This window comes from Stenotrophomonas sp. 86428_Sma (assembly GCF_056481585.1).
The window spans coordinates 48,632-74,272 of the sequence record NZ_CM151156.1 but is presented as its reverse complement, the minus strand read 5'-3'; the positions used below and the strand labels follow the sequence as shown (position 1 = coordinate 74,272).

The window sequence follows — 25,641 nt, the reverse complement described above, 5'->3', positions numbered from 1 at the left end:
GCGCCGGCCGCTGGCCGGCAACGTTCCCCCCCGCATTCCAGAGCCCGCCATGAGCCGCAAGCACGCCTTCCAGTTCCTCGACCTGCCCCGCACCATGCCGCAGCGCATTCCGGTGGAACTGCGTACGTCCGGCGACTGGGGCGAGCTGTATGGCAAGTTCGGCAAGGAGGACGCCCAGTACCAGGCCGGCCGTTGCCTGGACTGCGGCAACCCCTACTGCAGCTGGAAGTGCCCGGTGCACAACGCCATTCCGCAGTGGCTGCAGCTGGTGCAGGAGAACCGCATCCATGAAGCCGCCACGCTGTGCCACAGCACCAACCCGTTGCCGGAGGTGTGCGGCCGGGTCTGCCCGCAGGATCGCCTGTGCGAGGGCAGCTGCACGCTGGAGGAATTCGGTGCGGTCACCATCGGTGCGGTGGAGAAGTACATCGTCGATACCGCGCTGGCCAGCGGCTGGCGCCCTGACCTGGGCGCGGTGCAGCCCAGCGGCCACAGCGTGGCGGTGATCGGCGCCGGTCCAGCCGGCCTGGCCTGCGCCGATCGCCTCGCCCGCGCTGGCATTGCCGCCGTGGTCTACGACCGCTATGAGCAGATCGGCGGCCTGCTGCAGTTCGGCATTCCCAGCTTCAAGCTGGACAAGGACGTGATCCATCGCCGCCGCGAAGTGCTGGAGGGCATGGGCGTGCAGTTCCGCCTCGGCGTGGAGATCGGCCGTGACCTGAGCGTGCAGCAGCTGCTGGACAGCCACGACGCGGTGTTCGTCGGCACCGGCGCCTACCGCTACACCGATGGTGGCCTCGACGGCCAGGACCTGAAGGGCGTGCTGCCGGCCCTGCCGTTCCTGGTGCAGAACAGCCGCATCGTTGGCGGCGATGATCCGAAGGGCCGGCCGATTGCCGGCTGGGAAGACACCATTGCCCTGCCCGACCTCAACGGCAAGCGCGTGGTGGTGCTCGGTGGCGGCGATACCGGCATGGACTGCGTGCGCAGCGCGGTGCGGCTGGGCGCGGCCAAGGTCACCTGTGCCTATCGCCGCGACGAAGCCAACATGCCCGGCAGCGCGCGCGAAGTGGCCAATGCCCGCGAAGAAGGCGTGCGCTTCCTGTTCAACCGGCAGCCGCTGTCGATCGAAGCCGGCGCCGACGATGAAGTGATCGGCGTGACCGTGGTGGAAACCCGGCTGGGCGAGCCCGATGCCAACGGCCGCCAGAACGCCGTGCCGATCGAAGGCAGTGAATCGCTGCTGGAAGCGGACGTGGTGATCATCGCCTTCGGCTTCTCGCCGAGCGTGCCGGCGTGGCTGGCCGAGCTGGGCGTGGAAGGCCAGTCCAACGGCCGCATCGTGGCCGGCGGCAAGGACCGCCTGCCGTTCCAGACCGCGCATCCACGCCTGTTCGCCGGTGGCGACGCGGTACGCGGTGCAGACCTGGTGGTGACCGCCGTGGCCGAAGGCCGCGATGCCGCCGCCAGCATCGTGCGGCTACTGGCCCACTGAGTCCGGTACCAGCAGTGCCGCCAGCAGTGCCCGCAGTGCGTGCGGCTCTACGGGCTTGGCCAGGAAGTGGTCGATGCCAGCCGCACGACAGGCTTCGCGGGTGCTTTCCATCACGCTGGCGGTGAGCGCGATGATCGGCACCTGCGCACGCGCCGGGCAGGCATCGGCACGGATCGCCCGTGCCAGCGCGAAGCCATCCATGCCCGGCATGTGGCAGTCGGTGATGACCAGGTCGAACGGCTGCGCCTGCCATGCTTCAAGCGCCGACCGTCCATCGGTACAGGCGTGGACCTGCAGCCCGAGCGCACACAGGTGCTGCTCCAGCAGATGCAGGTTGGTGGGATGGTCTTCAGCCATCAGCACGCGCGCCGCCGGCAATGGACGCTCGTCCGCAACCGCCGGCGCGGGCGCGGCCACGGGTGCCTCACAGGCATCCAGGTCCAGATCCAGCCACACCGTGGTGCCCTTCCCGGGTGAGCTGCGCAGCTGCAGCTCCGCCCCCATCGAGATCGCCAGCTCACGGCAGATCGCCAGGCCCAGCCCACTGCCGCCGAAGCGCCGCGTGGTCGAGCGCTCCGCCTGGGTATAGGCAGCGAACACCGCCTGCTGGCGCTCCTCGCTGATGCCCACGCCGCTGTCGCTTACCTGCAGGCGCAGTCGCTGGCCCCAGTCGCGTTGCTGCAGTACCTGCACCTGCAGTTCCACGTGGCCGTGCCGGGTGAACTTCAACGCGTTGCCGGCCAGGTTGAACAGGATCTGGCGCAGGCGCAGGCCATCGGCCAGCGATCCCGGCTGCATCTCCGGATCAAGCACCACCTGCAGGTGCAGGCCTCGGCTGGCGGCCACCGGCATCAGCAGCTGCTGCACCGCGCGCACCAGTGCCGCCAGGTCGGTGGGCCGCAGCTGCAGTGGTGCGCCCTCCAGGCGTTGGCTGTGCAGTACATCGTCGAGGATCTGCCGCAGCATCCACGCGGCATCATCGACGGTGGCCAGCACCTGCTGCTGGCGTGGCTCCAGCCTGCTGCCCGCCAGCCGTTCGAGCATGCCCAGCAGCGTGCTCATCGGGGTGCGGATCTCGTGGCTCATCGTTGCCAGGAAGTGCGCCTTGGCCTGTGCCGCCTGCTCGGCCTCGCGGCGCGCTTCGGCCAGCGCGCGGGTACGTGACTGCACCTCACTGACGTCGATCCAGTAGCCGCTCCACTCGACGTCGCTGTCGTCGCAGGACAACGGCCGCCCATGCGAGCGCACCCATCGCCAGCCCTGTGGCGAGCGGGTGCGGAAGGTGACGTCGATCGGGCCACGCGCCAATGCAGCCATCTCGACGCAGGCCATCACCTGGTTGCGGTCATCCGGGTGGACCGCGGCCAACAATCGCTGGTGATCGATCCGCGCGGTCTCCACGCTGATTCCGAACAGAGCCTGCACGTCCCCGGCGATCTGCGGAAAGCTGTAGTTGCCGCCCGCCGAACGACGCGCCTGGTAGACCACCGCCGGCAGGTTCGCGGTCACCTCCTGCAGGCGCTGCTCCACCCCTCGGCGGCGCACGCTCTCGCGATGGACCCGCCAGTAGCCGAAGGCATGGACCAGCGCCAGGGCGAGCAGGATCAGCGAGGCCGGCACCAGCCAGCGCAGGGGCGACGATGACGGAGCGTTGCGCGGCCGGTCCGGCAGCCAGGCCGCGCGGATCTGATCGCGCTCGGTATCGGTCAGCTGCGACAGCGCCTGTTCGAAGCCGGCGATGACATCGGCGCAGGCGGGCGTGGTCGCCAGCACCAGGGCATCATCGAAACCGGCCGGCGCGGCGATCAGCAGTGCATCGCCCTGGTAGCGGCGCAACGCCGCCTCGACGTCGCCGAGGTTGGCAACCACCGCATCGATCAATCCGGTGCCCAGCAGCGGGAGTGCATCGTCCAGCGCTGCCGGTGGCAGCAGCTGTGCACCCGCTGCCTGCTCGGCCAGCAGCCCCTGCAGCGGCACCCGGCTGGGGCTGGCCACAATGCGTCCACGTAGATCTTCCAGGCCCAGCACCGGCGGCGCATCCTCCCGGCGCACGATCACCTGTGGCAGCTGCAGGTAGGGCGTGCTGACCACCCATCCGGCAGGCAGTTGCGAGCGTGGCCATCCCAGCAGCGCCTGGGTGCCGGCCGGCAGCTCGTCCCGGTCCACGCTGGTGGCCGGCACGGGCAACAGCTGCAGTGGCCGTTGCCCGCCCAGCAGCTTCAGGTACGCCGCGCCGAGCCCCCGGGCTTCGCCCTGTTCGCTGGACGACAAAGGAGCACGGTCGGACGGCCAGGCGATGCGCAGCGGTGTGCTGCAGCCCGTGGCGGAGGCCGCGGCAGGCAGCAGCAGGCTGGCCATGACAGCAATGGCTGCCGGGAAGCCGGCGACATTCACGGTAGGCATCCTCATCTCGCGGGCGGAAGGAACGGCCGCGCTGCGGTACCGCTGCCTGCCACGCTATCGACGCCCGGGCCGACGGCAATGAAGAAAGTTGTAAAAGCATCCAGATGGGGGAATGCCGACATACACTGCCGCCTTCACCCGTACCTGCGGAGCGTTCGATGCGCATCGGCCTGGCTGCCAACCGTCTTCATCACCACGACGCGCGCGCTGCGCTGTTCCGTTGGCTGCGCAGCAGCGAGGCCGGCCTGCGCGAGCTGGGCGTGTCGCTGCATGCGGTCGGCCGCACCCATGACGCGATCGAACGGCAGGGCTTCCTGACCGGGTACGCGGGCCTGCACCGTTATCCCTACGGACGCGAGGGTGGCCTGATGAAGCTGGTCGCCGAAGTCGTTGGCATGGGTCCGGATCGGACACTGGATGGCGCGATCTACCTGATCGACCCGGTCGATCCATCCTCGGTGTTTCCGGAAGCAACCGCGCTCAAGCGGCAGTGCGTGATCCACGGCAAGCCGTTCATTTCGACCGTGGCCACCGCACGCGACTGGGTGGAGGTGGAGCGCGTCCACGCCGGGCTGGCAGCCGATGCCGGCGCCGACGACCTGCATGCGTTCGAAGGCCAGACGCTGGCGCTGATCGCGCACGATGCGATGAAGCCGGCGATGCTGGCCTTCGCCGATGAGCACTTCGATGTGCTGGCCCGGTTCGGTGAGCGGGTGGCCACCGGGACCACCGGCCAGCGTTTGAACGAGCTGGCCTGGAGCCGGGGCTGGCCGCGTGATACGCCGTGGGTGACGCGCTACCAGAGCGGTCCGATGGGCGGTGATGCGCAGATTGCCGACCGGGTGCTGGAGGGGCGTTGCCAGCGCGCGATCTTCTTCGAGGATCCGCATGTGGCGCGCCAGCATGAGGCGGATATCCAGCTGCTGGAGCGCGCGGTGACGACGGTGACCGATCAGGCGGTGTGCATCACGGCGCCGCGGGTGGCGGCGCGGTGGGCGGCGGCGGTGGCGCTGCGGGCGGGGTGAGGGTTTCGGCCAACGGCTGAGCCCCTCGTGGTGGGTCGTTCAGATCAGAAGCCGTGCTTGGCCGGGTGGGGTGGATTGCGCAGGGGTCGCTGCAAGTCCCCCTCCGGGGCCCGGCCCAGCCGCTGGCGGCTGTGCGTTCAGGCGCTTGCGAAGCAGTGCTTCGCAAGCAAAGCGCCTTCACCCTTGTAAGCTCGATGGCGCCATCCATGGCGCCAACGCCCCTGCATGGCTCACCCGCCCGGCCTCAGACAGTTTCCGTGCGTGTCCAGCCACGGAAGAGAGAAAGAAGAGCAAGAGCGGAAGCGGGTCGCGCGCTGTGTGCGCTTCTGTAGAGTCGAGCTTGCTCGACTGCTCAGCACGCGGTCTTGAGTGAAGCCCCTTCTGTTGAAGGGGCGCGCCGAAGGCGGGGGTAGAGGAAGAATGCGTGGGCAACTGCTGTAGCGCGCGCGCTACAGCAGTTGCCGGAGCATGGCCTTCAGGCGTCGCCCTTCCAGCTGGAAGTAATCGCGCTGTTCGCGCCAGGCGGGGAAGCGTTGTTCCACTTCGTGCCAGAACGCGGGTGAGTGATTCGGCTGGATCAGGTGGCAGAGTTCGTGCACCAGCACGTACTCGAACGCTTCCGAACGACCGAGCACGAGGGCCAGGTCCAGTGCCATGCTGCCATCGGGGGCGAGCGAGCCCCATTGCGAGGACATCACCTTCAATCGCAGGCGGCTGGGTGCGCGCGGCAGGGTGGGCAGGTACTTCGGCAGCCAGCGGCCGACGTCGGCGCGGGTCTGTGCTTCGTAGAACTCGCGCAGCAGGCGACGCAGGGTGGCGTCACCACCACGTGTCGGCCACTGCACGCAGGCACCATGCGCGTCGATCTCCAGGCGCGCGTAGCGGCCTTCCTGCCAGCGCAGCGGCAACAGTTCGCCGCGCAGGGGCAGCACGCCGTCTTCGCCGGGCTGCAGCGGTGCCGGCAGGCCCTGGCCCTGGTACTGGCGCAGCTGCAGTGCCAGCCAGTCGCGGTGCTGTTCCAGGAAGCGTTCGCCCATCACCAGGCTTGCGCGCGGCGGCAGGGTCAGGCGTGCACCGCGTTCGTCCACGCTCAGCTTGATGCGGCGCGCACGCGGATCGCGCACGCGCAGTACCTCGATCTCGGCATCCTCCAGGCGCAGGCGAACGGTGTCGCGCTGTACGGTGGCGGGCGGGGTCGGGCTGATCAGGCGGCGCAGCAGACGGCTCATGCGCCCAGCATAGCGCCGCTTCGGGCCGCCGGATGACCGGCGGCCGTCGGGCTGCCTGTTCAGTCAGCCTTGCTGAGCTTGAAGGCTTCTTCCAGCAACAGGAACAGACGGCGGATCTCGGCGCTCTGCAGGGCGAAGCGGGCGTCGAACTCGGCGCGGCGGCCGTCTTCGTCGGCATGCTCCAGCTGGTCCAGGGCGCCGTCGAGGAACTTCAGCTTGCGCACGATCAGGTCGTCGCCGATGACGAACGACAGGTTGTCCTCGAAGATCAGCGCCAGCTTGGTCACCTGCTTGCCGGCGTCCAGGTGCTTGTCGATCTCGTCGCAGCGCAGTTCCTGGTGCTGGCACTTGACCACCGCGCCGCCTTCCACCGGGTCCTTCATCTCGCACTCTTCGCCCAGGCTCAGCCCGGTCGGCAGCGGCTCGCCGGCGATCCAGCCGGTCAGGATCGAACGCGGTGCGACTTCGGCGTTCAGCGGCATCGCCGGGAAGCTGCCGAGCAGGCCGCGGATGTCGGACATGAAGTACTCGCCGGTCTTGCGGCTGGAGGTATCCACCGCCACGTAACCGTGCTGCAGGTCGATGAAGGCGTCGTTGCGCGAGGACTTCACGAAGGCGCGCGGCAGCAGTTCATGCAGCAGGTCGTCCTTCATCCGCTTGCGTTCGCGGCCACCCGGGCGGCGGCCTTCCTTCTCCTCGATCTCCTCCAGCTTGCGCTCGAGCAGGTCGTTGACCACCGCCGCCGGCAGGATCTTGTCCTCGCCGCCCACGGTCAGCCACAGGTGTTCGGCGATACGGTGGGAGAGCAGTTCCTTCTCCTCGCGGCCGAATGGCGAGATGAAGCCGCGCGAATTCATTTCCAGCGCGCCGACCGGTTTCAGCAGGGCGTGCGGCAGCAGGGTGTCGACTTCGGAAAAATCGGTGGTGGTCGGGAAACGGAAGAACGTCAGGTTGCGAAAGAACATGGAATTCCGGATGGCAAAGAGGAAGGGCGACCGACCTTAGACGGTGGGCGTCTCGGGATCTGCGTCGGCGTCGGCCGGGGAGCCGGCCAGCCAGGCATGGGCGTCGGGCAGCGGCGCGTCGTCGCGACGGCCCAGCGCCATGAAGTCGAACAGGGTGGTGTCGGCCAGCTGCGAGGGCCGGACTTCACCCATGGCACGCGCGATCTGCTCGATGCGGCCCGGGTGGTCCTTTTCCCACTGCTTCAGCATCAGGCCGACCTGGCGGCGCTGCAGGTTCTCCTGGCTGCCGCACAGGTTGCAGGGAATGATCGGGAACTGGCGTGCCTGTGCGTACTCGACGATGTCGCTTTCGCGCACATAGGCCAGCGGCCGGATCACCACGTGCTTGCCGTCATCGCTGCGCAGCTTCGGCGGCATGCCCGACAGCTTGGCGTGGTGGAACAGGTTCATGAAGAACGTGGCCACCATGTCGTCGCGGTGGTGGCCCAGCGCGATCTTGGTGAAGCCATGGAGTTCGGCGTAGTTGTACAGCGCGCCACGACGCAGCCGCGAGCACAGCGAACACATGGTCTTGCCTTCCGGGATGACCCGGCTGACCACCGAATAGGTGTCCTGCTCGATGATGTGATACGGCACGCCCAGGCCTGCCAGATATTCCGGCAGCACGTGCTCGGGGAAGTCCGGCTGCTTCTGGTCCAGGTTCACCGCCACCAGCTCGAACGGCACCGGCGCCTTCTTCTGCAGCTGCAGCAGCACGTCCAGCAGGGTGTAGCTGTCCTTGCCGCCGGACAGGCAGACCATGACCTTGTCGCCGGCCTCGATCATGCCGAAGTCGGCAATCGCCTCGCCGACCTGGCGGCGCAGGCGCTTGGCCAGCTTGTGCTGCTCGCGCTCGGCCACGCGCGGATCACGGGCGGCGCGCGGCTGGGGATCGGGAAGGGAAATCACGGCACTCATGGGTTCCATTCTAACGGCTCGGAGCGGCCACGGCCGGGGGTCGGAATTCCCCTCTCCCGGCAGTCATCATCGCTGTGTATGCTCGGAGGCTGTGGACACCTACAGCCCCGCCGAGATCGTCGAGCACCTCGCCGCCCTGCGCGCCGAGCACCGCCTGCTGGATGAACAGATCACCCGCATGGCCGCCAATGGCGAGGACGAGCTGGAAGCCAAGCGCCTGAAGCGGCGCAAGCTTCAGCTGAAGGACTGCATCGCCAAGCTGGAAAGCCTGCAGATTCCCGACGAACCGGCCTGAGCGGTGGCCCATCCACGCATGGCGTGGATCTACTGCTTCGCCCCGGTAGATGCCAACCTTGGTTGGCATGCCGTTCGCCGGGCATCGCCCGGCGCTGCCTTCAATCCTGCGGCGCAGGCTCGTCCGGGCGGGCCGCTTCCGGGCTGACCCTTTCGATGGTGTGGCGCAGCTCGCGGCCGAGGATGAACTTGGCATCCTTGGCCCAGGCGTCCAGGCGTTCGTCGAACAGCAGCTTGCTGTTCTCGTCCGGCCACACCAGGCGCAGCTCGCGCAGCTTCTGGATGAAGCCGCGGAACAGGGACTTGTCGAAAAACTCCGGTGCCGCCGGTGCATAGAGCAGGCTCAGCCGCTGCGCGGCCTGCTGGCACAGGCTTTCCAGCTCGGCCGCGCCGAGCACGCCCGGGCCGTTCTTCACCAGCACCGAGATGGCGATGTAATAGCGCTCGAACGCCTGCTGCAGCGAATGGCCGATCGCACGCAGGCGGAACACCTCGTCGGTCTGCCCGGTGTTGCGCGCCAGGATGCCGCCATCGTCATCGTTGACGTTCTGCAGCAGGCCTTCGCGCACGAACACGTCGATGGTCCGGTCGATGCGCTGGGCGAACTCATCCTCGCTCCACGGCAGGAACAGCTCGGCCTGCAGGAACGGGTATACCGTACGGCCCAGCTGGACCAGGCCGGTGCGGCTCATGCGGCGGTTGTTCTGGAAGCAGCAGGCCACCCACGACGAGGCGGTGAACAGGTGCACCACGTTGTTGCGGAAGTAGCTGAGCAGCACCGCGGTATCGCCGCTGACGCTGAGCACGTCACCCAGCGGGTGCTTGATGCGGGTGAGGACGTTGATTTCTTCGGCGTGGGCGATGATCCGCTCCGGCGAGTGCGGGGTCACCGTCACCCGGTCCGAATACGGCATCTCGACCAGCAGGGTCTTGCACAGCTCGATCTGCGCGATCAGGTCGGACTCGCCCATCGCATGCTTCGGCGTGGACAGCAGGGCCAGCGCCAGCAGGTTGATCGGGTTGACGTCGGCGGCGCCGTTGATGCGCACCTGGATGCGTTCGGCCAGCGTATCCACCGTGGTCGACAGCCACGCCGGCTTCTCGTCCTCGGAGACCGCCTCGCCCTTCCACTCCGGCGCCTTCTCGGCGAGCACGTCGTTCAGTGCGATCGGCTCGCCGAAGTTCACCACCACCTGGCCGTAGTTCTGCTTGAGCACCTTGGGGATGCCCCACAGCAGCGACCAGATCGATTCCTTTTCCTTCGGCCGGCCGGACAGTTCGTCCAGGTAGCTGCCGCCCTCCATCAGCTTCTCGTAGCCGATGTAGATGGGCTGGAACAGCACCGGCTTGCGCGGCTGGCGCAGGAACGCGCGCAGCGTCATCGAGATCATGCCGCCCTTGGGCTGCAGCAGTCGGCCGGTACGCGAGCGGCCGCCTTCGACGAAGTACTCCAGCGAGTAGCCACCGGCCACCAGCTGCGCGACGTATTCGCTGAGCACCGCCGAGTACAGCGCGTTGCCACGGATCGAGCGGCGGATGAAGAACGCACCGCCCTTGCGCAGCAGGGTGCCGACCACCGGCAGGTTCAGGTTGATGCCGGCCACGATGTGCGGCGGCACGATGCCACGGTCGTACAGCAGGTAGGACAGCAGCAGGTAGTCCATGTGGCTGCGGTGGCTGGGCACGTAGACCACTTCGTGGCCCGGCGCGGCGGCCTTGAACTTGTCCAGGTGGTGCACCAGCACGCCCGCATAGATGCGGTTCCACACGTGGCTGAGCATGAAGCTGGCCGAACGCACCACCGGGCTGGAATAGTCCGCGGCGATTTCCCAGGCGTAGGCGTGCGCCTTCTTCCAGGCATCGGCCGGCTTCGAATTGTCGCGCTTGGCCTGTGCGGCGATCGCTTCGCGCACCGGTTCGGCGGCCAGCACCTGGTCGACCAGCAGGCGCCGCGTCGACAGGTCAGGGCCGATCACCGATTCACGAATGCGGCGGAAATGGGTACGCAGCACGCGCTGCAGCTTGCGCACCGTGCGCTCCGGCTCCAGGCCTTCGTCCACGGTGCTGCGCAGCGAGATCGGCGGGGCAAAGCGGACGATGGTGCTGCGGCCGTTGAGCAGCACCGCCAGCAGGCGGCGGAAGCGACCGACCAGCGCCCAGTTTTCCGAGAACAGCACGGCGAACCAACCGCTCTGCTTGTCCGGCGCGCGGCCGACGAAGATCGACACCGGCACCAGGTGCACGTCCAGGTCATCGCGCACGCGATGGGCCTGCAGCACCTTGGCCAGCGAATCGGAGTGGGTCTTGGCGCCGCGCTGTTCGGGAATCAGCGAGTTGCTGGAGCTGCGCCGCGACAGCGCCAGGTAGGCGCGCTTGCGGCCGGTCGGGTCACCGGCCAGCGGCACCAGCGGCGACGGCAGGCCGGCCTGGCGGCAGGCCTTGTCCAGGATCAGCGCATTGGACAGGCCGTAGTCCTCCAGCACGTACATGACCGGGCGGCCATCGTTGTACTGGCCCGGGTCTTCCGGTTCGATCTTCAGCGACAGCCACGGTTCGACCAGACGGCCGAGCAGGCGAGCCCACAGCGGGCGGCGGCCAGCCGGACGCGCGTGCGCGGGCGGCGGTACCGGGTTCGGGCCGGTACCGGTCGAGGGGGACGCCGGCACCGTATCGGCGGGCGTCGACTGGGATTCTTCGCCGGGGAACGGCAGCGGGTTCTGTTTCGACATCGGCGCCATTATGGCTTAGGCGGCAGTGTTGCCGCTTCCCCACCCTCGGGCGGGGTCTCGGCCGGTGCCGGCGCCGCTGCGGCACGGGCCGCGTCGGCCTTGCGCAGCAGGGCATCGGTGTCGGCCAGGGTGCGGGTCAGGTACCAGTGGCCCTCGCGGCGGCTCAGCGGCAGCTGCAGGGTCATCTCACGCCCCGCCAGGTCGTAGTGCAGGCGTACCAGCGCATTGTCGCCCTCCACCGACAGCAGCTCGCCCCGCACGCTGCGCAGCGCGTCATCCACGCCCAACCCGTAGCTGCCCAGCACCGCCTTGAGGGTATGGATGAACGGCGCCAGCTGCTGCAGGCTGCCTTCCATGCCCGCGGCCTGCAGGCCGGCCTCATCGTCGAAGCCGACCTTGCCGGCGGCCCCCACCAGCGCGGCGATCGTGCTGCGTGCACGCGCACGGTCACTGATCGGCGCGCCCTGCGCCCAGCTGGCGAGGGTTTCCACCAGGGCGATGTAATGGGCCTGCTGGCCGGGCGTATAGCCCTTCTGGTGGCGCAGGTACTGCACGCCGAAGTTGCCCATCGACTGCGCGGCCTGGCGTACGGCGCTGGCCTGACCAGCCAGCTGGCGATCGAAGCTGCGCTGCAGTTCGGCACCGGCATTGGGCGTGCGCAGTGCGGCCAGCATCGGCAGCAGCTGGTCGCCCAGTGGCAGTTCAGTCAGCGGCCACTGGCTATGGCCCTCGGCCCAGGCCTGCTGCAGGCGCTGGTACTGGCTGGGCGGAACCGACAGCTTTGCATAGCCGACCAGATCGTCCTCGGCCAGGCGCAGGGCCATCGCCTGCACCGCCGCGACCGGCTCGGCCGCCGGCTTGGCCGGATCGTTGACCGATTCACGGCACGCGGCCACGGCCAGCAACAGCATGGCTGCCAGCCCCCATCCACGCGCAGACCTTCCTCGCACTGCCACGCTCATGCACTCGGACTCCCCGGACCGGTCCGCATCTTGCGGCCTGCGAGGTGACAGCGGCAAGCCGGGACGTCACGGTTTCCGCGGTTGCTTGTGCAAGTCACTGATCGGAATAAAAAAAGAGCCGGGATCACGAGGATCACAGGCTCTTCAAGCCGGCGCAGGGCCGGTGGACAGTGTTGTGGCACATGTCCGGTCCGAGGACCGGATGGCGGCGATCCTACGCTGCCCTTCAAGTTAAGGCAACACTTCACGTAGTGTCATATAAATCATTGATTTTATTGAGTAGCCTGATGCCTTGCGCCGGGGCCATGAAATCTACGGCAGGTTTCGCGGCGATTCGGGCACAACCGGTCCTTCGGCGGATGCAAAAACGCCATCCCGCGCGGGTCGGGATGGCGTTCGGGCCTGCAGACTGCGCAGCGGAATCTCAGCGCGTAGCCAACGCCGACGCGATTTCCTGCTGGATGGCCCGGGCCGCAGCCTGCGGATCGGCGGCCAGGCGGATCGGGCGACCGACCACGATGGCATCGGCGCCATCGGCAAAGGCCTGGGCCACGCCAACGGTACGCTTCTGGTCATCGCCGACCGGGCCACCGGGGCGGATGCCCGGGCAGACGATCGAGAACCCGGCGCCGGTAGCGGCGCGGATCGGGCCGGCTTCCTGGCCCGAGGCGATCACGCCATCGATACCGGCCGCCTGCGCGGCCAGCGCGCGCTCGACCACCACGTCCACCGGCTCACGGTCGATGCCCATCTGCGCCAGGTCCGGGCGGCCCATCGAGGTCAGCACGGTCACCGCCAGCAGGCGCATGTCGCTGCTGTTGGCGGCGGCGCAGGCTTCCATCATCGCCGGGTGCCAGCCGTGGATGGTGGCGTAGCTGACCGGCCACTGCGACAGGCGCTTGATCACCGCCGCGGCGGTGGCCGGGATGTCGAAGAACTTCAGGTCGACGAACACGCGCTTGTCGCGGCGGGCCAGCTCGTCCAGCACCTGGAAGTACTCGCCGGAGGCGAGCAGTTCCATGCCGATCTTGTAGAACGCCACGCTGTCGCCGAGGCGGTCGACCCACTCCAGCGCCTGCACGCGGTCAGGCACGTCCAGCGCGAAGATCAGGCGCTCGTCATCGCGCAGCGGCAGCGGCGCGCGGCTCACGGTGCGTAGTCCAGGGCGGCGCGCTTGGCGTCGTGGCGGGCCTGGCGCGACTGGCTGTAGTCGTTGTTGAACTGCGCCGGCTCGAAGCCGCCGTAGGTCGGGTTCGGCAGCATCCACCAGCGCTCGCCGAACCAGTCGTGGTACTGCTGCAGCAGCGCGTCACGACCGTCGTTGGTGTTGGCGGTCACTTCGACGAAATCGCCCAGCTGGTCGCCGAACTGCATCAGCACGCGGTATTTCTGCCCGGCCAGGCGGCGGCGGCAGTTCTTCTCGCTGCCGGCCTGCTCGCAGCCTTCGACCACGGTGCCCAGGCCCAGGAACACGCTGTCATCGGCCACCGGCAGGCCCTGCTCGCGCAGGTTGGCCAGGGTTGCGTCCTTCAGGTGCACGGCGCGGTTGGAGATGTACAGCAGGGTCACGCCCTTGGCGTTGGCGGCCTTGGCGAAATCAACCACGCCCGGAATGGCCTTGGCCTTCTTTTCGGCCACCCACTGGTCCCAGGTCAGCTCGTCGTATTCCTTGCCGTCGCGCACCAGGCGCGCCTGGTAGGGCGAGTTGTCCAGCACGGTCTCATCCACGTCCAGCACCACGGCCGGCTTCAGGCCCTTGGCCTCGTTGCCGCGTTCTTCCGGCACCAGCGCATCCCAGTGGGCTTCCTTCAGCGCGGCATCCAGGTGGTCGGCGGCGGCACGGTAGGTCTGTTCGGTGATCGCCTTGTACTCCTGCGCGCGCTGCATCCACAGCACCGCATTGAGGTTGTCGTTGGCAGTGGCATCGAGCGTGCCGTCGGCCTTGGCAGCGGCGGCCGGGGCCTCCGGTGCAGCGGCTTCGGCGGCAGGCGCATCCACGCGCTTGCAGGCGGACAGGCCCAGCGCCGCGGTGGCGAGCAGGGTCAGGGACAGGGAAACGGGACGACGCATGGATTCACCGGCAATCAGATATACCGGCGCATTTTACCGGCAAAGGCGGTCCCGGGACGGCTATGCTTGGCGGTTGACCCGTTGCCCTTCCGGAGGCCGCCATGACCGATTCCACCCAGACCCCCGACGTCCCCCTGCTCGACGCCGTGCAGGCCCGCCTGCTGGGCTGCCTGGTGGAGAAGGAGGCAACCACCCCGGACACCTATCCGCTGACGGTCAACGCCGCCCAATCGGCCGCCAACCAGAAGACCGCCCGCGAGCCGGTGATGAACGTCGATGCCGGCAGCGTGCAGCACGCGCTGCGCCAGCTGGAAACACTTGGCCTGGCCCGCCAGCACTTCTCCTCCCGTGCAGACCGTTACGAGCACCGCCTGCAGGCCGCGCTGGACCTGACCCGGCAGCAGACCGTGCTGCTGGCGATGCTGCTGCTGCGTGGGCCGCAGACCCTGGGCGAACTGGTCACGCGCAGCGAGCGACTGCACCGCTTCGCCGACGCCGACGAAGCCCGCCACGCCATCGAGCGCCTGCAGCAGCGCGCGCTGCTGGTAGTACTGCCGCGCGCCAGCGGCCAGCGCGAAGACCGCTACATGCACCTGCTGTGCGGTGAAGTGGACGGCGCGGCGCTTGCGGCCAAATACGCCAGCAGCGGCGGTGGCAGCGACGCGGCCGATCCGGGCCTGGCCGAGCGCGTGGCCCAGCTGGAAGCGGCCGTGGCCGAACTGCAGGCGCAACTGGCTGAACTGCGCGGTTGATGGTGGGTGCCGGCCAGCGGCCGGCACTACCCGACGTCAGCCGCACCCAAGGTGGCGTACAGCCGGCTGGGCGTTTCGATGCCCGGCAACTGGATCACCCCGCGCTCCTGCATGCCCAGACCCAGCAGGATCTTCCCGGACACCACGTTGTCCAGATCGGTGATGCCGTACAGATCCTGCAGGCCCAGCTCAGCGCGCGCATGCGCGAACACCGCCCGCGCCGCCTCACCGGCATAACCCTGCCCGGCGAATTCAGACAGCACCGCGTAGCCGATGTCCGGCCCCGGCAGGCCATCTCGGCGCACCAGCCCGGCATTGCCCAGCCACGCCCCGTCGGCCAAGCGCTCGATGGCATACATGCCGAACCCGTTCAACGCGTAGCTGTGCAGCACCCGCAGCGCGATGTACTCACGCGCCTGTTCTTCACTGCGCACATTGCGGTCACCAATGAAGCGCACGAAGCCCGGATCATTCAACAGCGCCAGCATCGGCGCCGCATCGCGATCAGGTTCAATCGCACGCAGGCGCAGGCGTTCACTTTCGATGGGATGCACGCGCAGACCTCCAGCCGAAACCCCGATTCTGCCTCAGCCCCCGGCTGCTGCTGTTGCTTTTGATTTTCTTTTTTCTTTTCCGTGGCTGGTGCGCACGGAACCTGTCAGAGGCCGGGCGGGTGGGCTGGGCGGGACCGTCCGCGGCATGGATGCCGCGGCCGAGCCCCCAAGGACGGGTTTACGGCGTGTCCCGCCCAGCCCACCCGCCTGGCACGCTCACGAATGCACTGCGGACGACGCCAGCCACGAGGGGCTGCGCCGTTCGCCGGTCAATCGAACAGCGCCTCGATCGCCGCCAACCCCGCACTCGCCCGTTCCTTCTTGCGCACCGCATCGGCCACCGGATCAGCACCATCGCGCTGGATCTCCTCCGCCGGAATCTCCTCGAAGAACCGGCTCGGCTTCAACCGCACGTGCTCACCGAACTTGCGGGTCAGCTTGCTGTAACTCATCCACAGCTGGATCTTGGCGCGGGTGATGCCCACGTAAAGCAGGCGACGCTCTTCCTGCAGATTGCCCTCGTCCAGGCTGACCTGGTGCGGCAGCACGCCGTCCTCGCAGCCAACGATGAACACGTACGGGAACTCCAGGCCCTTGGAAGCGTGCATGGTCATCATGCGCACCTGGTTGCCGCCCTCGTCCTTGTCGCTGCGCGACAGCAGCGCCAGCTGGCCGGCCAGGTCGGCGGCAGTGGCACCGCGCGGGCCCCCCTCGAACCACTGCGCCAGTTCCTCGATGTTGTTGGCACGGCGCTGGTAACTTGCCTCTTCCTTGGCCTGCTGGCGCAGTTCGCTGAGCAGGCCGGATTCCTTGGCGACCTTGCGGATCATGTCGCCGGAAGTGACCTGCCGGGTCTGTGCACGCAGGTCACGCAGGATGTCGGTGAAGCGCGCCAGGCTGTTGGCCGCGCGCGGGGGCAGTTGCTGCAGGGCACCGATCGCCTCGGCAGCCTGCGCCATCGGCATGTCCTTTTCCTGCGCCAGTTCGGCCAGCTTGGCCAGCGTGCCGGCACCGACGTCGCGCTTGGGTGACTGCACCGCACGCATGAACGCGGTGTCGTCGTCCGGGTTCACCAGCAGGCGCAGCCAGGCCAGCGTGTCCTTCACTTCCTGGCGCTCCAGGAACATGGTGCCGCCGGTCAGGTGGTAGGGGATGCGCAGCAGCTGCATCGCCTTTTCCAGCGGGCGCGACTGGAAGTTGCCGCGGAACAGGATGCAGAAGTCGCTCCACGGCACGTTGCGCGACTGCGCCACGAAGGCGATCTCGGCGGCAACCTTTTCCGCCTCATGTTCGCTGTTGCGGCATTCCCACACGCGGATGCGTTCGCCGTCGGCCTGGTCACTCCACAGCTTCTTCAGGTGCTCGTGCGGGTTGTTGGCGATCAGCGCATTGGCCGCGCGCAGCACGCGGTTGGAACAGCGGTAGTTCTGCTCCAGCTTGATGATCTCCAGCTTGGGATAGTCGCGCCCCATCTGCTGCAGGTTTTCCGGATTGGCGCCGCGCCAGGCATAGATCGACTGGTCATCGTCACCCACGCAGGTGAAGTTGCCCTTGTCACCGGCCAGCTGCTTGAGCAGCCGGTACTGCGCGTCGTTGGTGTCCTGGCATTCGTCCACCAGCAGGTAGCCGATGCGCTCGCGCCAGGCCAGCGCGATCTCCGGATTTTCTTCCAGGATCTGCACCGGGAGACGGATCAGGTCATCGAAGTCGACCGCATTGAACGCCGTCAGGCGCAGCTGGTAGCGCTCGTAGACGCTGGCCGCTTCCTTCTCGCGATTGCTGCGCGCGGCGGCCATCGCCTGCTCGGGCGACAGGCCGGCGTTCTTCGCGCGCGACACCAGGTTCTTCATGTCCTCGATGTCATCAGGCTTGGCCCCGTACATCAGGTCCTTGATCTGCGCAGCGGCATCGTCTGCATCGAAGATCGAGAAGCCGCGCTTCAGGCCAACGGCGGCATGTTCGATCTGCAGGAACTTCAGGCCCAGCGCATGGAAGGTGCAGATGGTCACCTCGTCGGCGTCCTGCTCGCGCAGGCGCTTGGCCACGCGCTCGCGCATTTCCTTGGCCGACTTGTTGGTGAAGGTGATCGCCGCGATGCGGCGCGCCGGATAGCGGCCGCAGCCGATCAGGTGGGCGATCTTTTCCACGATCACACGCGTCTTGCCGCTGCCCGCGCCGGCGAGCACCAGCAATGGACCTTCGATGTGCAGGACGGCGGCGGCTTGGGGGGGATTGAGACCGTGCATGGGATGGGGATTGTAGCGGGGCCGGGTGACGACCACAGCGGGCCGCCGGTGGGGTTGCTGAACGGCTTCGGCGAAGCGGGGCCGCGGCGTACAATCCGTCGATGGCCAAGCTTTACTTCTACTATTCGGCGATGAACGCCGGCAAGACCACCACCCTGCTGCAGAGCGCCCACAACTACCGCGAGCGCGGCATGCGGGTGGCGATCCTGACCCCGCGCCTGGACGATCGTGCCGGCGCCGGCGTGGTCGCCTCGCGGATCGGCCTGCGTGCGGACGGCATGGCCTTCGACCGCGATACCGACCTGCAGCGCTGGGTTGAACAGGATCTGGCAGCCAACGGCCCGATGGGCTGCGTGCTGGTGGACGAGGCGCAGTTCCTGACCCGCGCCCAGGTCTGGCAGCTCAGCGAAGTGGTCGACCAGCTGCGCATTCCGGTGCTGTGCTACGGTCTGCGCACCGACTTCCGCGGCGAGCTGTTCGAAGGCAGCCAGTACCTGCTGGCCTGGGCCGATGAGATGCAGGAGATCAAGACCATCTGCCACAGCGGCAAGAAGGCGACGATGACGGTGCGTGTGGACGAGCATGGCCACGCGGTGCAGGACGGCCCGCAGGTGGAGATCGGCGGCAACGACCGCTACGTGTCGGTCAGCCGCGCCGAGTTCAAGAAGATCACCCGCGGTGAAGGACGGATCGATCCGGCGCAGGCGCCGCTGCCGCTGTAGCAGGCGCGCCGGTGCGCCATGACCTCCAGCGGTTTACAAGCAAGCGCTGTCGCGCCTAGGCTGCGGCTCCCCTGCTGCCGAACTGGACGTCCGACATGCGCTCTGCCCTCCTGCTGCTGCCGCTGCTGTTGCTGCCCCTGCTGGCCACCGCGGCCGAGCGCCCGTCAGGTGAAGACGATGCGGCAGTGATCGGCGCCGGTTTCATGGACAGCCACCCGGACATGATGTACCGGCAATGGGGCGTCAACGCGCTGCGTCGCAACGATGTCAACGGCGCGATGGACAACTTCCGGCTGGCCGCGCGGTATGCGGACAAGCCTGCCCAGGGCTACCTCGGCGAGATGTACTGGTACGGGGTAGAGCAGCCGCGCAATCCGGTCATGGCCTATGCCTGGATGGAGGTGGCGGCCGAACGTGGCTATCCGTTGTTCGTCGAGCTGCGCAACGAGTACTGGGCCACGCTGCCGCTGGAGCAGCATGATGCGGCGCGCGCGCAGGCAAGCGCGCTGCGCGCCGAGTATGGTGACGAAGTCGCGCGCCCACGCATGGCCGAAGTGCTCAGAAAGGGGCGCCGCGAGATGACCGGCAGCCGCGTCGGCTCGATGTCCAACAACGTCGACATCGTGTACATGGACGGCGGAATCTCCCGCACCATCAAGGCCGATCGCCTCTACGACCCGAAGTACTGGGACCCGAAGCAGTACGAACGCTGGCAGGACGAAACCTGGATGAAGATCCGCCGGGGCACGGTGGAAGTGGGTGTGCCGACCCAGTCGCACGCCACCGACAGCAAGCCTTGAAACAACGGTGCCGGCGTGTAGCCGGCACCGGGCCGCATCCATTCAGTACAGCGTGCGCTCCGGCGCACCTGCCGGCGGCGGGGTGTACTGGTACAGCCAGGTCTCGGTGAGGGTCTTGCCGCCACTGCGCAGGAACAGGCGGATGTCGATCTGCTCGGTGCTGCCTTCCGGCGGCACCAGGTCGAACATCGCGCGGTAGCCGTTGATCTCGCGCAGCGGGCGCGCCGACACGATCTCGACCCGGCCACGGCTGGCTTCCACCACGGCCTCGACCTCACCCTTGTCGATCAGCCTGGCCAGTTCGCCGCCTTCGAAGTCCACCGCGAAGCGCCAGCTGAAATACTCGCGCTTCTTGCCGACCACGCCGCCCAGACCGGTGCGGCTGGCCACGCAGTGCGCCAGCGGCGGCCGTGCCGGCGGCTCGGCGCCCCAGTACAGGCGGTAGCCGACCAGCAGCTCCTGGCCCGGCTGCGGCTTTTCCTTCGGGTTCCAGAACGCCACGATGTTGTCGAAGGTCTCGTCCACGGTGGGAATCTCCACCAGCTGCACCGAGCCCTCGCCCCATTCGCCCTTCGGCTCCACCCACAGGCAGGGGCGCTTCTCGTAGAACACGCCGTCGTCCTGGTAGTGGTCGAAGTTGCGGTCGCGCTGCAGCAGGCCGAAACCACGCGGGTTGCGGTCGACGAACATGTTGAAGCGCAGGTTGCGCGGATTCAGCAGCGGTCGCCAGATCCATTCGCCGGCACCGGTCCACAGCGACAGGCCGTCGGTGTCGTGGATCTCCGGGCGCCAGTCCCATGCCATGCGGCGGTCGTTCTCGCCCACCTGGTACATGCTGGTGCACGGGGCGATGCCCAGCCGCTCGATCGCCTTGCGCGGGTACAGCGCGCTGTCGATATCCATCAGCAGCACGTCGCCGTTGGTGATGGCGAAGCGGTACGCACCGGCCACGCTGGGCGAATCCAGCAGGCCGTAGACCACGATCGTCTCCGAATCGGCCGACGGCTGCTCCAGGTAGTAGGCGATGAAGTCCGGGAATTCCTCCGGCTTGCCCATGCCGGTGTCGATCGCCAGGCCGCGCGCGGACTGGCCGTACTGGCCTTCCTTGCCGACCGCGCGGAAGTAGCTGGCGCCGAGGAAGGCCGCGAAGTCGCGGTCGGTGTCCTTGCGGGTGTTCAGGCGGAAGCCGGCGAAGCCCAGATCGGCCGGCAGCTCGCCGTCCTTGATGCCGCTCTTGCCGTAGTTGAACGCCGCGCCGTCATAGGCCAGCTCCTGCGCCTTGCCGTCGACCACGTCGAACATGCGCACCGGCGAATGGAAGTACAGGCCCAGGTGGAAGAACTTGGCCTGGAACTTGCCCGGCTGGTCAGCCCACAGCGCATGGTCCTGGCGGTAGCCGATCGACTGGTACTGGTCCCAGTCCAGGCCTTCCAGGCGGCCCGGCAGCACCCGCTTGTGGCTCTTATAGGGTGCCTGTGCCAGCGCGCGCGCCTGGCCCTTCAGGGTGGCGAAGTCGAACGGCTGCGGCTGGCCGAGGCGGCGCAGGCCCATCTGGCCGCTCTTGCTGGCCGCGCACGCGGGCAGGGACGGCAGGCCGAATGCAGCCAGGGCGAGGGAGGCATTGCGGATGAAGTCGCGTCGTTGCATGCAGGCGCGTCAGGCACAGAGGGAAGGTCGGCCATCATAGGCAGACAAACGTTAACGGGCAGCGGAGACGTACCCTGCCCGTTCAGCTGCCGCTGGCCGCCCGCCTCAGCGCTGGCAGTGGCTGCACCAGACGCTGGCGCGCTGGCCGATGGTGGCGTGCTTCAGCGCGCGGCCACAGTTCGGGCAGGGCAGCCCATCGCGGCCGTACACCAGCAGTTCCTGTTCGAAGTAGCCCGGTGCGCCGTCAGGGCTGATGAAATCGCGCAGCGTGGTGCCGCCACGGGTGATGGCGTAGCCGAGGATTTCCTTCACCGCGTCGGCCAGCCGCTGATAGCGCCCGCGCGAGATCTAGCCGGCCTCGCGCAGCGGGCTGATGCCGGCCTTGAACAGGCTCTCGGCGGCGTAGATGTTGCCCACGCCCACCACCACCGCCTGGTCCATCAGGAAGGTCTTCACCGGCGCGCTGCGGCCGCGGCTGCGGGCGAACAGGTAGTCGCCGTCGAACGCGTCGTCCAGCGGCTCCGGGCCCAGCCCCTGCAGCAGCGGATGGACCTCACCGGCGGGCTGCCAGAGCAGGCTGCCGAAGCGGCGCGGGTCGTTGAAGCGCAGCAGGCGGCCGTTGTCCAGGCTGATGTCGACGTGGTCGTGGGCGCGTACCGGCGTATCACCGGGCAGCACACGCAGGCTGCCGGACATGCCCAGGTGCAGCACCGCGCTGCCGATGGCGGTATCCAGCAGCAGGTACTTGGCGCGCCGGCGGATCTCCTCGATGCGCTGCCCCGGCAGCAGCTCGGCCACTTCCGGCGGAATCGGCCAGCGCAGGTCGGCGCGGCGCAGGATCACGCCATGCACGCGGCGGCCCTGCAGGTGCGGCGCCAGGCCGCGGCGGGTGGTTTCGACTTCGGGCAGTTCAGGCATGAACCGATTCTACGCCCGCTCAGCGTGGCGGTGCCGCCAGTTCACGGGCATCCAGGACGCCATCACCGTTGGCATCCTGCTTGTGGAAACGCTGCACGATCACCTGCCGCTGCTGCTCGCGGCTGATCGCCCGGCCCTTGCCGCCCGGCAGCTCATCGGCGCTCAGCACGCCATCGCCATTGCGGTCCATGCGGTCGAAGGCATACAGCATCCACTGCACGTACTCGGATTCACTCACCCGGCCGTCGCCATCGCTGTCCATCCGCTGCAGGTAGCTGGTGGTGTCGGTGACCTGGGCCAGCGCCGCGCCCGGCAGCAGCATCGCCAACGCAAGCCCATACCCAGCCCTCACGCGCCCACCAGGCTGTAGCCCTTCAACCGTGCGGCATAGGCCTGCAGCGCGGCGATCCCGCTTTCCTCGGCCTCACGGCACCACGCCTGCAACTGATGCAGGCGCTCGGCGGCATCGTGGCCGCGGGCCTCGAGCAGCGCCGCCAGCCGCGCGCGGTACTCGACCAGGGTGCGGATGCGCGGGCGCTGCGCCACCCATTCGCTGAGCTGGGCACGACTGTCCGGCTTCAGCCAGCGGCCATCGTTGACCAGGCCACGGCGCAGCCGGCGTGGCAGCAGGCGGCGCAGCTTGGCCCCGGCCTGCACGGCTTCCTCGCGCAGGGCCGGCATGAACACATTGCGCTGGTAATCGGTCATCGCCTGGAAGCGGTGCGACAGCAGCGCCTTCAGGGTTTCGGCATCGGGCACGGCGATGTTCGGGCGCACATCCATGGCCGGCGCCACCCGCAGCACCTTGGCCAGGCGCAGCGCCTGCAGCAGGCGGATCGCACTCCAGCCGATATCGAACTCCCAGCGCCGCATCGCGAAGCGCGCCGAGCTGGGGAAGGCATGGTGATTGTTGTGCAGCTCCTCGCCACCGATCCAGAACCCCCACGGCGTCAGGTTCGTGGAGGTATCGGCGGACTCGTAGTTGCGGTAGCCCCACCAGTGGCCCAGGCCATTGACCACGCCGGCTGCCCAGAACGGGATCCACGCCATCTGGACCGCCCACAGGGCCACGCCGGGCAGGCCAAACAACACGGTATTGATCGCGAACAACAGCACCGGCCCCAGCGTGGCATGCGGGGTATACAGGCGGCGCTCGATCGCATCATCCGGGGTGCCGCGCCCGTACTGCTCGATGTCCGCGCGCTGGCCGCGCGCTTCGCGGTACAGCTCCACGCCATGCCAGAACACCTTGCCGATGCCACGGGTGACCGGGCTGTGCGGGTCGTCCTCGGTCTCCACCTTGGCGTGGTGCTTGCGGTGGATGGCCACCCATTCGCGGGTGATCATCGAGGTGGTCAGCCACAGCCAGAAGCGGAATACATGGGCCAGCGCCGGGTGGAAGTCGACCCCGCGATGGGCCTGGCTGCGATGCAGGTACAGGGTCACCGAGAAGATGGTGATCTGGGTGAAGACCAGCAGCACCGCCAGCATCGCCCACCAGCCCAGGCCGAGCACACCACCGGTCAACAGGGACATCAGGGCATCAGGCATGGCAGCGCTCCGGATCGACGCGGGGATGGCAGACATGATGGGCGCTTGCGTTGCAAACTGCATCCCTGCGGCGGTGCTTCGCATCGCCATCCGTGGCACCGTTCACAGTTGGGGACCTGAGTTGTCGAGCCTTGATCCACGCGCCAGCACCATGACTGCGGCCCCGCCCATCGCGGAGCCGCCCCCGTTGATCGAACTGGACCGCGCCACCGTGGTACGCGGCCAGGTGAAGGTGCTGCACGGGCTCAGCCTGCGCATCGCGCAGGGCCAGCACACCGCCCTGCTCGGCCCCAACGGCTGCGGCAAGTCCACCTTCATCAAGCTGATCACCCGCGAGCTGTACCCGCTGGCCCAGGGCGACGGCGCGGTGGCGGTGAAGGTGCTGGGCCAGAACCGCTGGCAGGTGGACCGGCTGCGCTCGCAGCTGGGCATCGTCACCGGCGACCTCAGCAGCAACCTGGCCGACATGCCCGGGCTGACCGTGGAACAGGCGGTGCTGTCCGGCTTCTTCGCCAGCTACGTGGTACCGGCCTTCCGCGAGGTGACCGCCGACATGCGTGCACGCGTCGGCGAGACACTGGCGATGACCGGCGCGCTGTCGCTGCGCGACCGCGCCTACGCCGAGTTGTCGGCCGGCGAGACCCGCCGCGTGCTGATCGCCCGCGCGCTGGTCAATCGGCCGCAGGCACTCCTGCTGGACGAACCTTCCACCGGGCTGGACCTGGTTGCCCGCGAACAGCTGGTGGCAACCATGCGGGTGCTGGCACAGCAGGGCATCACCCTGGTGCTGGTGACCCATCACATCGAAGAGATCATTCCCGAGATCGAGCGGGTGGTGCTGCTGCGCGACGGCCGCGTACTGGCCGATGGCACCCGCGCCGAGCTGCTGCGCAACGAACCGCTGTCGGCGGTGTTCGGCGGCGCGATCACGGTGGTCGAACAGGAAGGCCGACTGACCGCGTACGCGGGATAGACAGATGCATCGCTCTCCGTAACCGTCTGTAGAGTCGAGCCATGCTCGACTGCCGTTCGCCGCGAGCAGAAGCAGCCGAGCATGGCTCGGCTCTACAGAAGGCGGGGCAGCGGGCCGGATGTTCCGGCCCGCCACCGCTTTGCTCAGAACCGCAACGCCAGTGCGCGCGACTCGATCGGTGCCATCCGGCTCTGGTCCTGCAGCTGCAGGTCGCGCAGCTCGTACGGTGCGCCGAAGCCGGCCGGCAATGCGGCCTGGTCGAACGGCAGCACCAGCTGGCCTGCGCCCGGGCCATCGAACCACGCGGCCGCATGTGCCTGTGCGACCGGCTTCAACTGGCCATCGCGGGCCGTGGCATACAGCGTGCCCCGTGCCTCATAGCGGCCTGCGGCGGCCACCTGCAATGGCAGTGCCACCTGGCGATTGGACGGATCCGGTGCCGCCTGGCCACTGAAGCGGGCAGTCGGCCGTGCCACCGCAAAGGCGACCTTGCCATCGCGCAGCACACCGTCGGCCTGGGCGAACACCTGCAATTCCCACAGCCCCTGTGCAGTACCGACATCGGCCGGGATGCGCACCTGCGCGCGCAGGCTGCCATCGGTAGTGCGCAGCAGGCGCTGCGGCCAGCTGCGGCCATCCGGCGCGACCAGCAGGGCTTCTCCGCCGAGGCCGCCACGGCGCGATGCCAGCTGCGCGGTGGTGGCGCCGTCTTCCAGCAGGCGTGCCTGCAGCTGCATGTTGCCGCCGGCCAGCACCTGCGCCTGGTTGGCCTGCACCTCCAGCCGCAGCGGGCTGTTCGGCTCCAGCACCTGCACCACGTAGCGGCCCTGGGCCTGCGCGCTCTGCAGCGTGTAGGCACCGACGGCACTGGTCGCGCCGGTACGCAGCATGCTGCTGCCATCGCTGACCGGCATGCCGGCGTCCTGCAGCGCGCGCGCATCGACACTGCGCGCCACGCTGCTGCGGCCGGCCGGGTCGCGCACCTGTAGCGTGTTGGCCGGCAGCACGCGGGCACCGTCGGCCGGGCTCAGCTGGATCACCGCATCCGGCGCCGTCAGTGGCAGGTCCAGGCCGCGTTGCAGCTGCGTGCCATCAACCTGCTGCCAGTAGCTGCGGCTGACCGAGGCATACGGCGTGGCCGCCTGCAGCGGTTGTGCGGGGTCCAGCGCCCAGGCAAAGGCCAGTGGCGCGTGTTCGCTCTCATCGGTGGGAAGCGGCGCGGCTACCAGGGCGGCAGGCACCTGATCGCCCGCACGGGCGCCCTGCAGCGGCTGCGCGGCCTGCGCTGCGGAAAGGGACAGCACTGCCAGGGTGGCGCCGGCCAGCAGGGTGGATTGAATCGTCATGGT

General features: G+C 68.3%; 21 protein-coding genes and 1 pseudogene. 7 read left to right on the top strand and 15 right to left on the bottom strand.

The features are described 5' to 3' along the window. Nucleotides 1-49: 49 nt before the first annotated feature. Entirely contained in the window at nucleotides 50-1,495 is a 1,446-nt protein-coding gene (locus tag ACZK3J_RS00300; RefSeq protein WP_014035469.1) for an FAD-dependent oxidoreductase, read from the top strand. On the opposite strand, the gene ACZK3J_RS00295 is transcribed toward ACZK3J_RS00300, so the two are convergent. Further along, a complete protein-coding gene (locus ACZK3J_RS00295; RefSeq protein ID WP_071228635.1) occupies nucleotides 1,481-3,889 on the bottom strand; it encodes an ATP-binding protein in 2,409 nt (802 codons plus the stop codon). The genes ACZK3J_RS00300 and ACZK3J_RS00295 overlap by 15 nt on opposite strands. A 167-nt stretch (nucleotides 3,890-4,056) precedes the next feature. Here ACZK3J_RS00295 and ACZK3J_RS00290 point away from each other — a divergent pair, with 167 nt between their 5' ends. After that, nucleotides 4,057-4,923 (top strand): methylglyoxal synthase, encoded by an 867-nt coding sequence (locus tag ACZK3J_RS00290; RefSeq protein WP_049461554.1) that lies wholly within the window; start codon nucleotides 4,057-4,059, stop codon nucleotides 4,921-4,923. Nucleotides 4,924-5,372: 449 nt separating this feature from the next. Here ACZK3J_RS00290 and ACZK3J_RS00285 read toward each other — a convergent pair whose 3' ends face one another. Genes ACZK3J_RS00285 through ttcA form a run of 3 tightly spaced genes read right to left on the bottom strand, consistent with a single transcriptional unit; the run spans nucleotide 5,373 to nucleotide 8,074 of the window. Continuing rightward, complete coding sequence (locus ACZK3J_RS00285; RefSeq protein WP_032128692.1) at nucleotides 5,373-6,152, bottom strand: M48 family metallopeptidase; 780 nt, start codon at nucleotides 6,150-6,152, stop codon at nucleotides 5,373-5,375. A 59-nt stretch (nucleotides 6,153-6,211) separates the two neighbouring features. After that, nucleotides 6,212-7,117 (bottom strand): recombination-associated protein RdgC, encoded by a 906-nt coding sequence (locus ACZK3J_RS00280; protein WP_005411825.1) that lies wholly within the window; start codon nucleotides 7,115-7,117, stop codon nucleotides 6,212-6,214. Nucleotides 7,118-7,153: 36 nt separating this feature from the next. Next, nucleotides 7,154-8,074, bottom strand: a complete 921-nt coding sequence (gene ttcA / locus ACZK3J_RS00275; RefSeq protein WP_180862782.1) for a tRNA 2-thiocytidine(32) synthetase TtcA — start codon at nucleotides 8,072-8,074, stop codon at nucleotides 7,154-7,156. Between the two features lie 91 nt (nucleotides 8,075-8,165). Between ttcA and ACZK3J_RS00270 the strand changes: the two genes are divergently transcribed. Continuing rightward, nucleotides 8,166-8,369, top strand: coding sequence for a YdcH family protein (locus ACZK3J_RS00270; protein ID WP_049461553.1), 204 nt, complete (start codon nucleotides 8,166-8,168; stop codon nucleotides 8,367-8,369). A 100-nt stretch (nucleotides 8,370-8,469) separates the two neighbouring features. Here ACZK3J_RS00270 and plsB read toward each other — a convergent pair whose 3' ends face one another. The 4 genes from plsB to ACZK3J_RS00250 all read right to left on the bottom strand — a co-directional run bounded on the left by plsB (nucleotide 8,470) and on the right by ACZK3J_RS00250 (nucleotide 14,129). After that, nucleotides 8,470-11,106 carry a glycerol-3-phosphate 1-O-acyltransferase PlsB gene (gene plsB, locus ACZK3J_RS00265; protein ID WP_049461552.1) on the bottom strand — a complete coding sequence of 879 codons (2,637 nt, stop codon included), beginning with the start codon at nucleotides 11,104-11,106 and terminating at the stop codon, nucleotides 8,470-8,472. Next, nucleotides 11,106-12,059, bottom strand: coding sequence for a hypothetical protein (locus ACZK3J_RS00260; RefSeq protein ID WP_049398565.1), 954 nt, complete (start codon nucleotides 12,057-12,059; stop codon nucleotides 11,106-11,108). Before ACZK3J_RS00260 ends, plsB begins: the two co-directional genes overlap by 1 nt. Before the next feature lie 424 nt (nucleotides 12,060-12,483). Next, entirely contained in the window at nucleotides 12,484-13,209 is a 726-nt protein-coding gene (gene pyrF / locus ACZK3J_RS00255) for an orotidine-5'-phosphate decarboxylase (protein WP_032128688.1), read from the bottom strand. Beyond that, nucleotides 13,206-14,129 carry a 5'-nucleotidase, lipoprotein e(P4) family gene (locus ACZK3J_RS00250; protein ID WP_049461551.1) on the bottom strand — a complete coding sequence of 308 codons (924 nt, stop codon included), beginning with the start codon at nucleotides 14,127-14,129 and terminating at the stop codon, nucleotides 13,206-13,208. The genes pyrF and ACZK3J_RS00250 overlap by 4 nt, the downstream gene beginning before the upstream one ends. Before the next feature lie 101 nt (nucleotides 14,130-14,230). Here ACZK3J_RS00250 and ACZK3J_RS00245 point away from each other — a divergent pair, with 101 nt between their 5' ends. Continuing rightward, nucleotides 14,231-14,881 carry a YceH family protein gene (locus tag ACZK3J_RS00245; protein ID WP_032128686.1) on the top strand — a complete coding sequence of 217 codons (651 nt, stop codon included), beginning with the start codon at nucleotides 14,231-14,233 and terminating at the stop codon, nucleotides 14,879-14,881. Nucleotides 14,882-14,907: 26 nt separating this feature from the next. On the opposite strand, the gene ACZK3J_RS00240 is transcribed toward ACZK3J_RS00245, so the two are convergent. Together ACZK3J_RS00240 and ACZK3J_RS00235 are read right to left on the bottom strand one after the other, a co-directional pair. Further along, entirely contained in the window at nucleotides 14,908-15,435 is a 528-nt protein-coding gene (locus ACZK3J_RS00240) for a GNAT family N-acetyltransferase (protein ID WP_049461550.1), read from the bottom strand. 269 nt (nucleotides 15,436-15,704) lie between these two features. Beyond that, nucleotides 15,705-17,681, bottom strand: coding sequence for a UvrD-helicase domain-containing protein (locus ACZK3J_RS00235; RefSeq protein WP_032128682.1), 1,977 nt, complete (start codon nucleotides 17,679-17,681; stop codon nucleotides 15,705-15,707). A gap of 101 nt (nucleotides 17,682-17,782) precedes the next feature. Here ACZK3J_RS00235 and ACZK3J_RS00230 point away from each other — a divergent pair, with 101 nt between their 5' ends. Beyond that, nucleotides 17,783-18,403 (top strand): thymidine kinase, encoded by a 621-nt coding sequence (locus ACZK3J_RS00230; protein WP_008264720.1) that lies wholly within the window; start codon nucleotides 17,783-17,785, stop codon nucleotides 18,401-18,403. A gap of 95 nt (nucleotides 18,404-18,498) precedes the next feature. After that, nucleotides 18,499-19,203: an SEL1-like repeat protein gene (locus tag ACZK3J_RS00225; RefSeq protein ID WP_032128680.1), complete on the top strand. Its 705-nt coding sequence runs from the start codon at nucleotides 18,499-18,501 to the stop codon at nucleotides 19,201-19,203. Between the two features lie 42 nt (nucleotides 19,204-19,245). Here the strand turns inward: ACZK3J_RS00225 and ACZK3J_RS00220 are convergent, their stop codons facing one another. The 4 genes and pseudogenes from ACZK3J_RS00220 to ACZK3J_RS00205 all read right to left on the bottom strand — a co-directional run bounded on the left by ACZK3J_RS00220 (nucleotide 19,246) and on the right by ACZK3J_RS00205 (nucleotide 23,319). Continuing rightward, nucleotides 19,246-20,850, bottom strand: coding sequence for an OpgD/OpgG family glucan biosynthesis protein (locus tag ACZK3J_RS00220; RefSeq protein WP_012509627.1), 1,605 nt, complete (start codon nucleotides 20,848-20,850; stop codon nucleotides 19,246-19,248). 105 nt (nucleotides 20,851-20,955) lie between these two features. Beyond that, nucleotides 20,956-21,768: pseudogene (mutM, locus tag ACZK3J_RS00215) on the bottom strand (bifunctional DNA-formamidopyrimidine glycosylase/DNA-(apurinic or apyrimidinic site) lyase). 19 nt (nucleotides 21,769-21,787) lie between these two features. Beyond that, nucleotides 21,788-22,120, bottom strand: a complete 333-nt coding sequence (locus ACZK3J_RS00210) for an EF-hand domain-containing protein (RefSeq protein ID WP_049462410.1) — start codon at nucleotides 22,118-22,120, stop codon at nucleotides 21,788-21,790. After that, nucleotides 22,117-23,319, bottom strand: coding sequence for a DesA family fatty acid desaturase (locus ACZK3J_RS00205; RefSeq protein ID WP_049462412.1), 1,203 nt, complete (start codon nucleotides 23,317-23,319; stop codon nucleotides 22,117-22,119). Before ACZK3J_RS00205 ends, ACZK3J_RS00210 begins: the two co-directional genes overlap by 4 nt. A 151-nt stretch (nucleotides 23,320-23,470) precedes the next feature. Between ACZK3J_RS00205 and ACZK3J_RS00200 the strand changes: the two genes are divergently transcribed. Then, complete coding sequence (locus ACZK3J_RS00200; protein ID WP_049462413.1) at nucleotides 23,471-24,292, top strand: ABC transporter ATP-binding protein; 822 nt, start codon at nucleotides 23,471-23,473, stop codon at nucleotides 24,290-24,292. A 143-nt stretch (nucleotides 24,293-24,435) separates the two neighbouring features. Here ACZK3J_RS00200 and ACZK3J_RS00195 read toward each other — a convergent pair whose 3' ends face one another. Beyond that, nucleotides 24,436-25,638 carry a DUF4785 domain-containing protein gene (locus tag ACZK3J_RS00195; protein WP_049462415.1) on the bottom strand — a complete coding sequence of 401 codons (1,203 nt, stop codon included), beginning with the start codon at nucleotides 25,636-25,638 and terminating at the stop codon, nucleotides 24,436-24,438. Nucleotides 25,639-25,641: the final 3 nt, after the last annotated feature.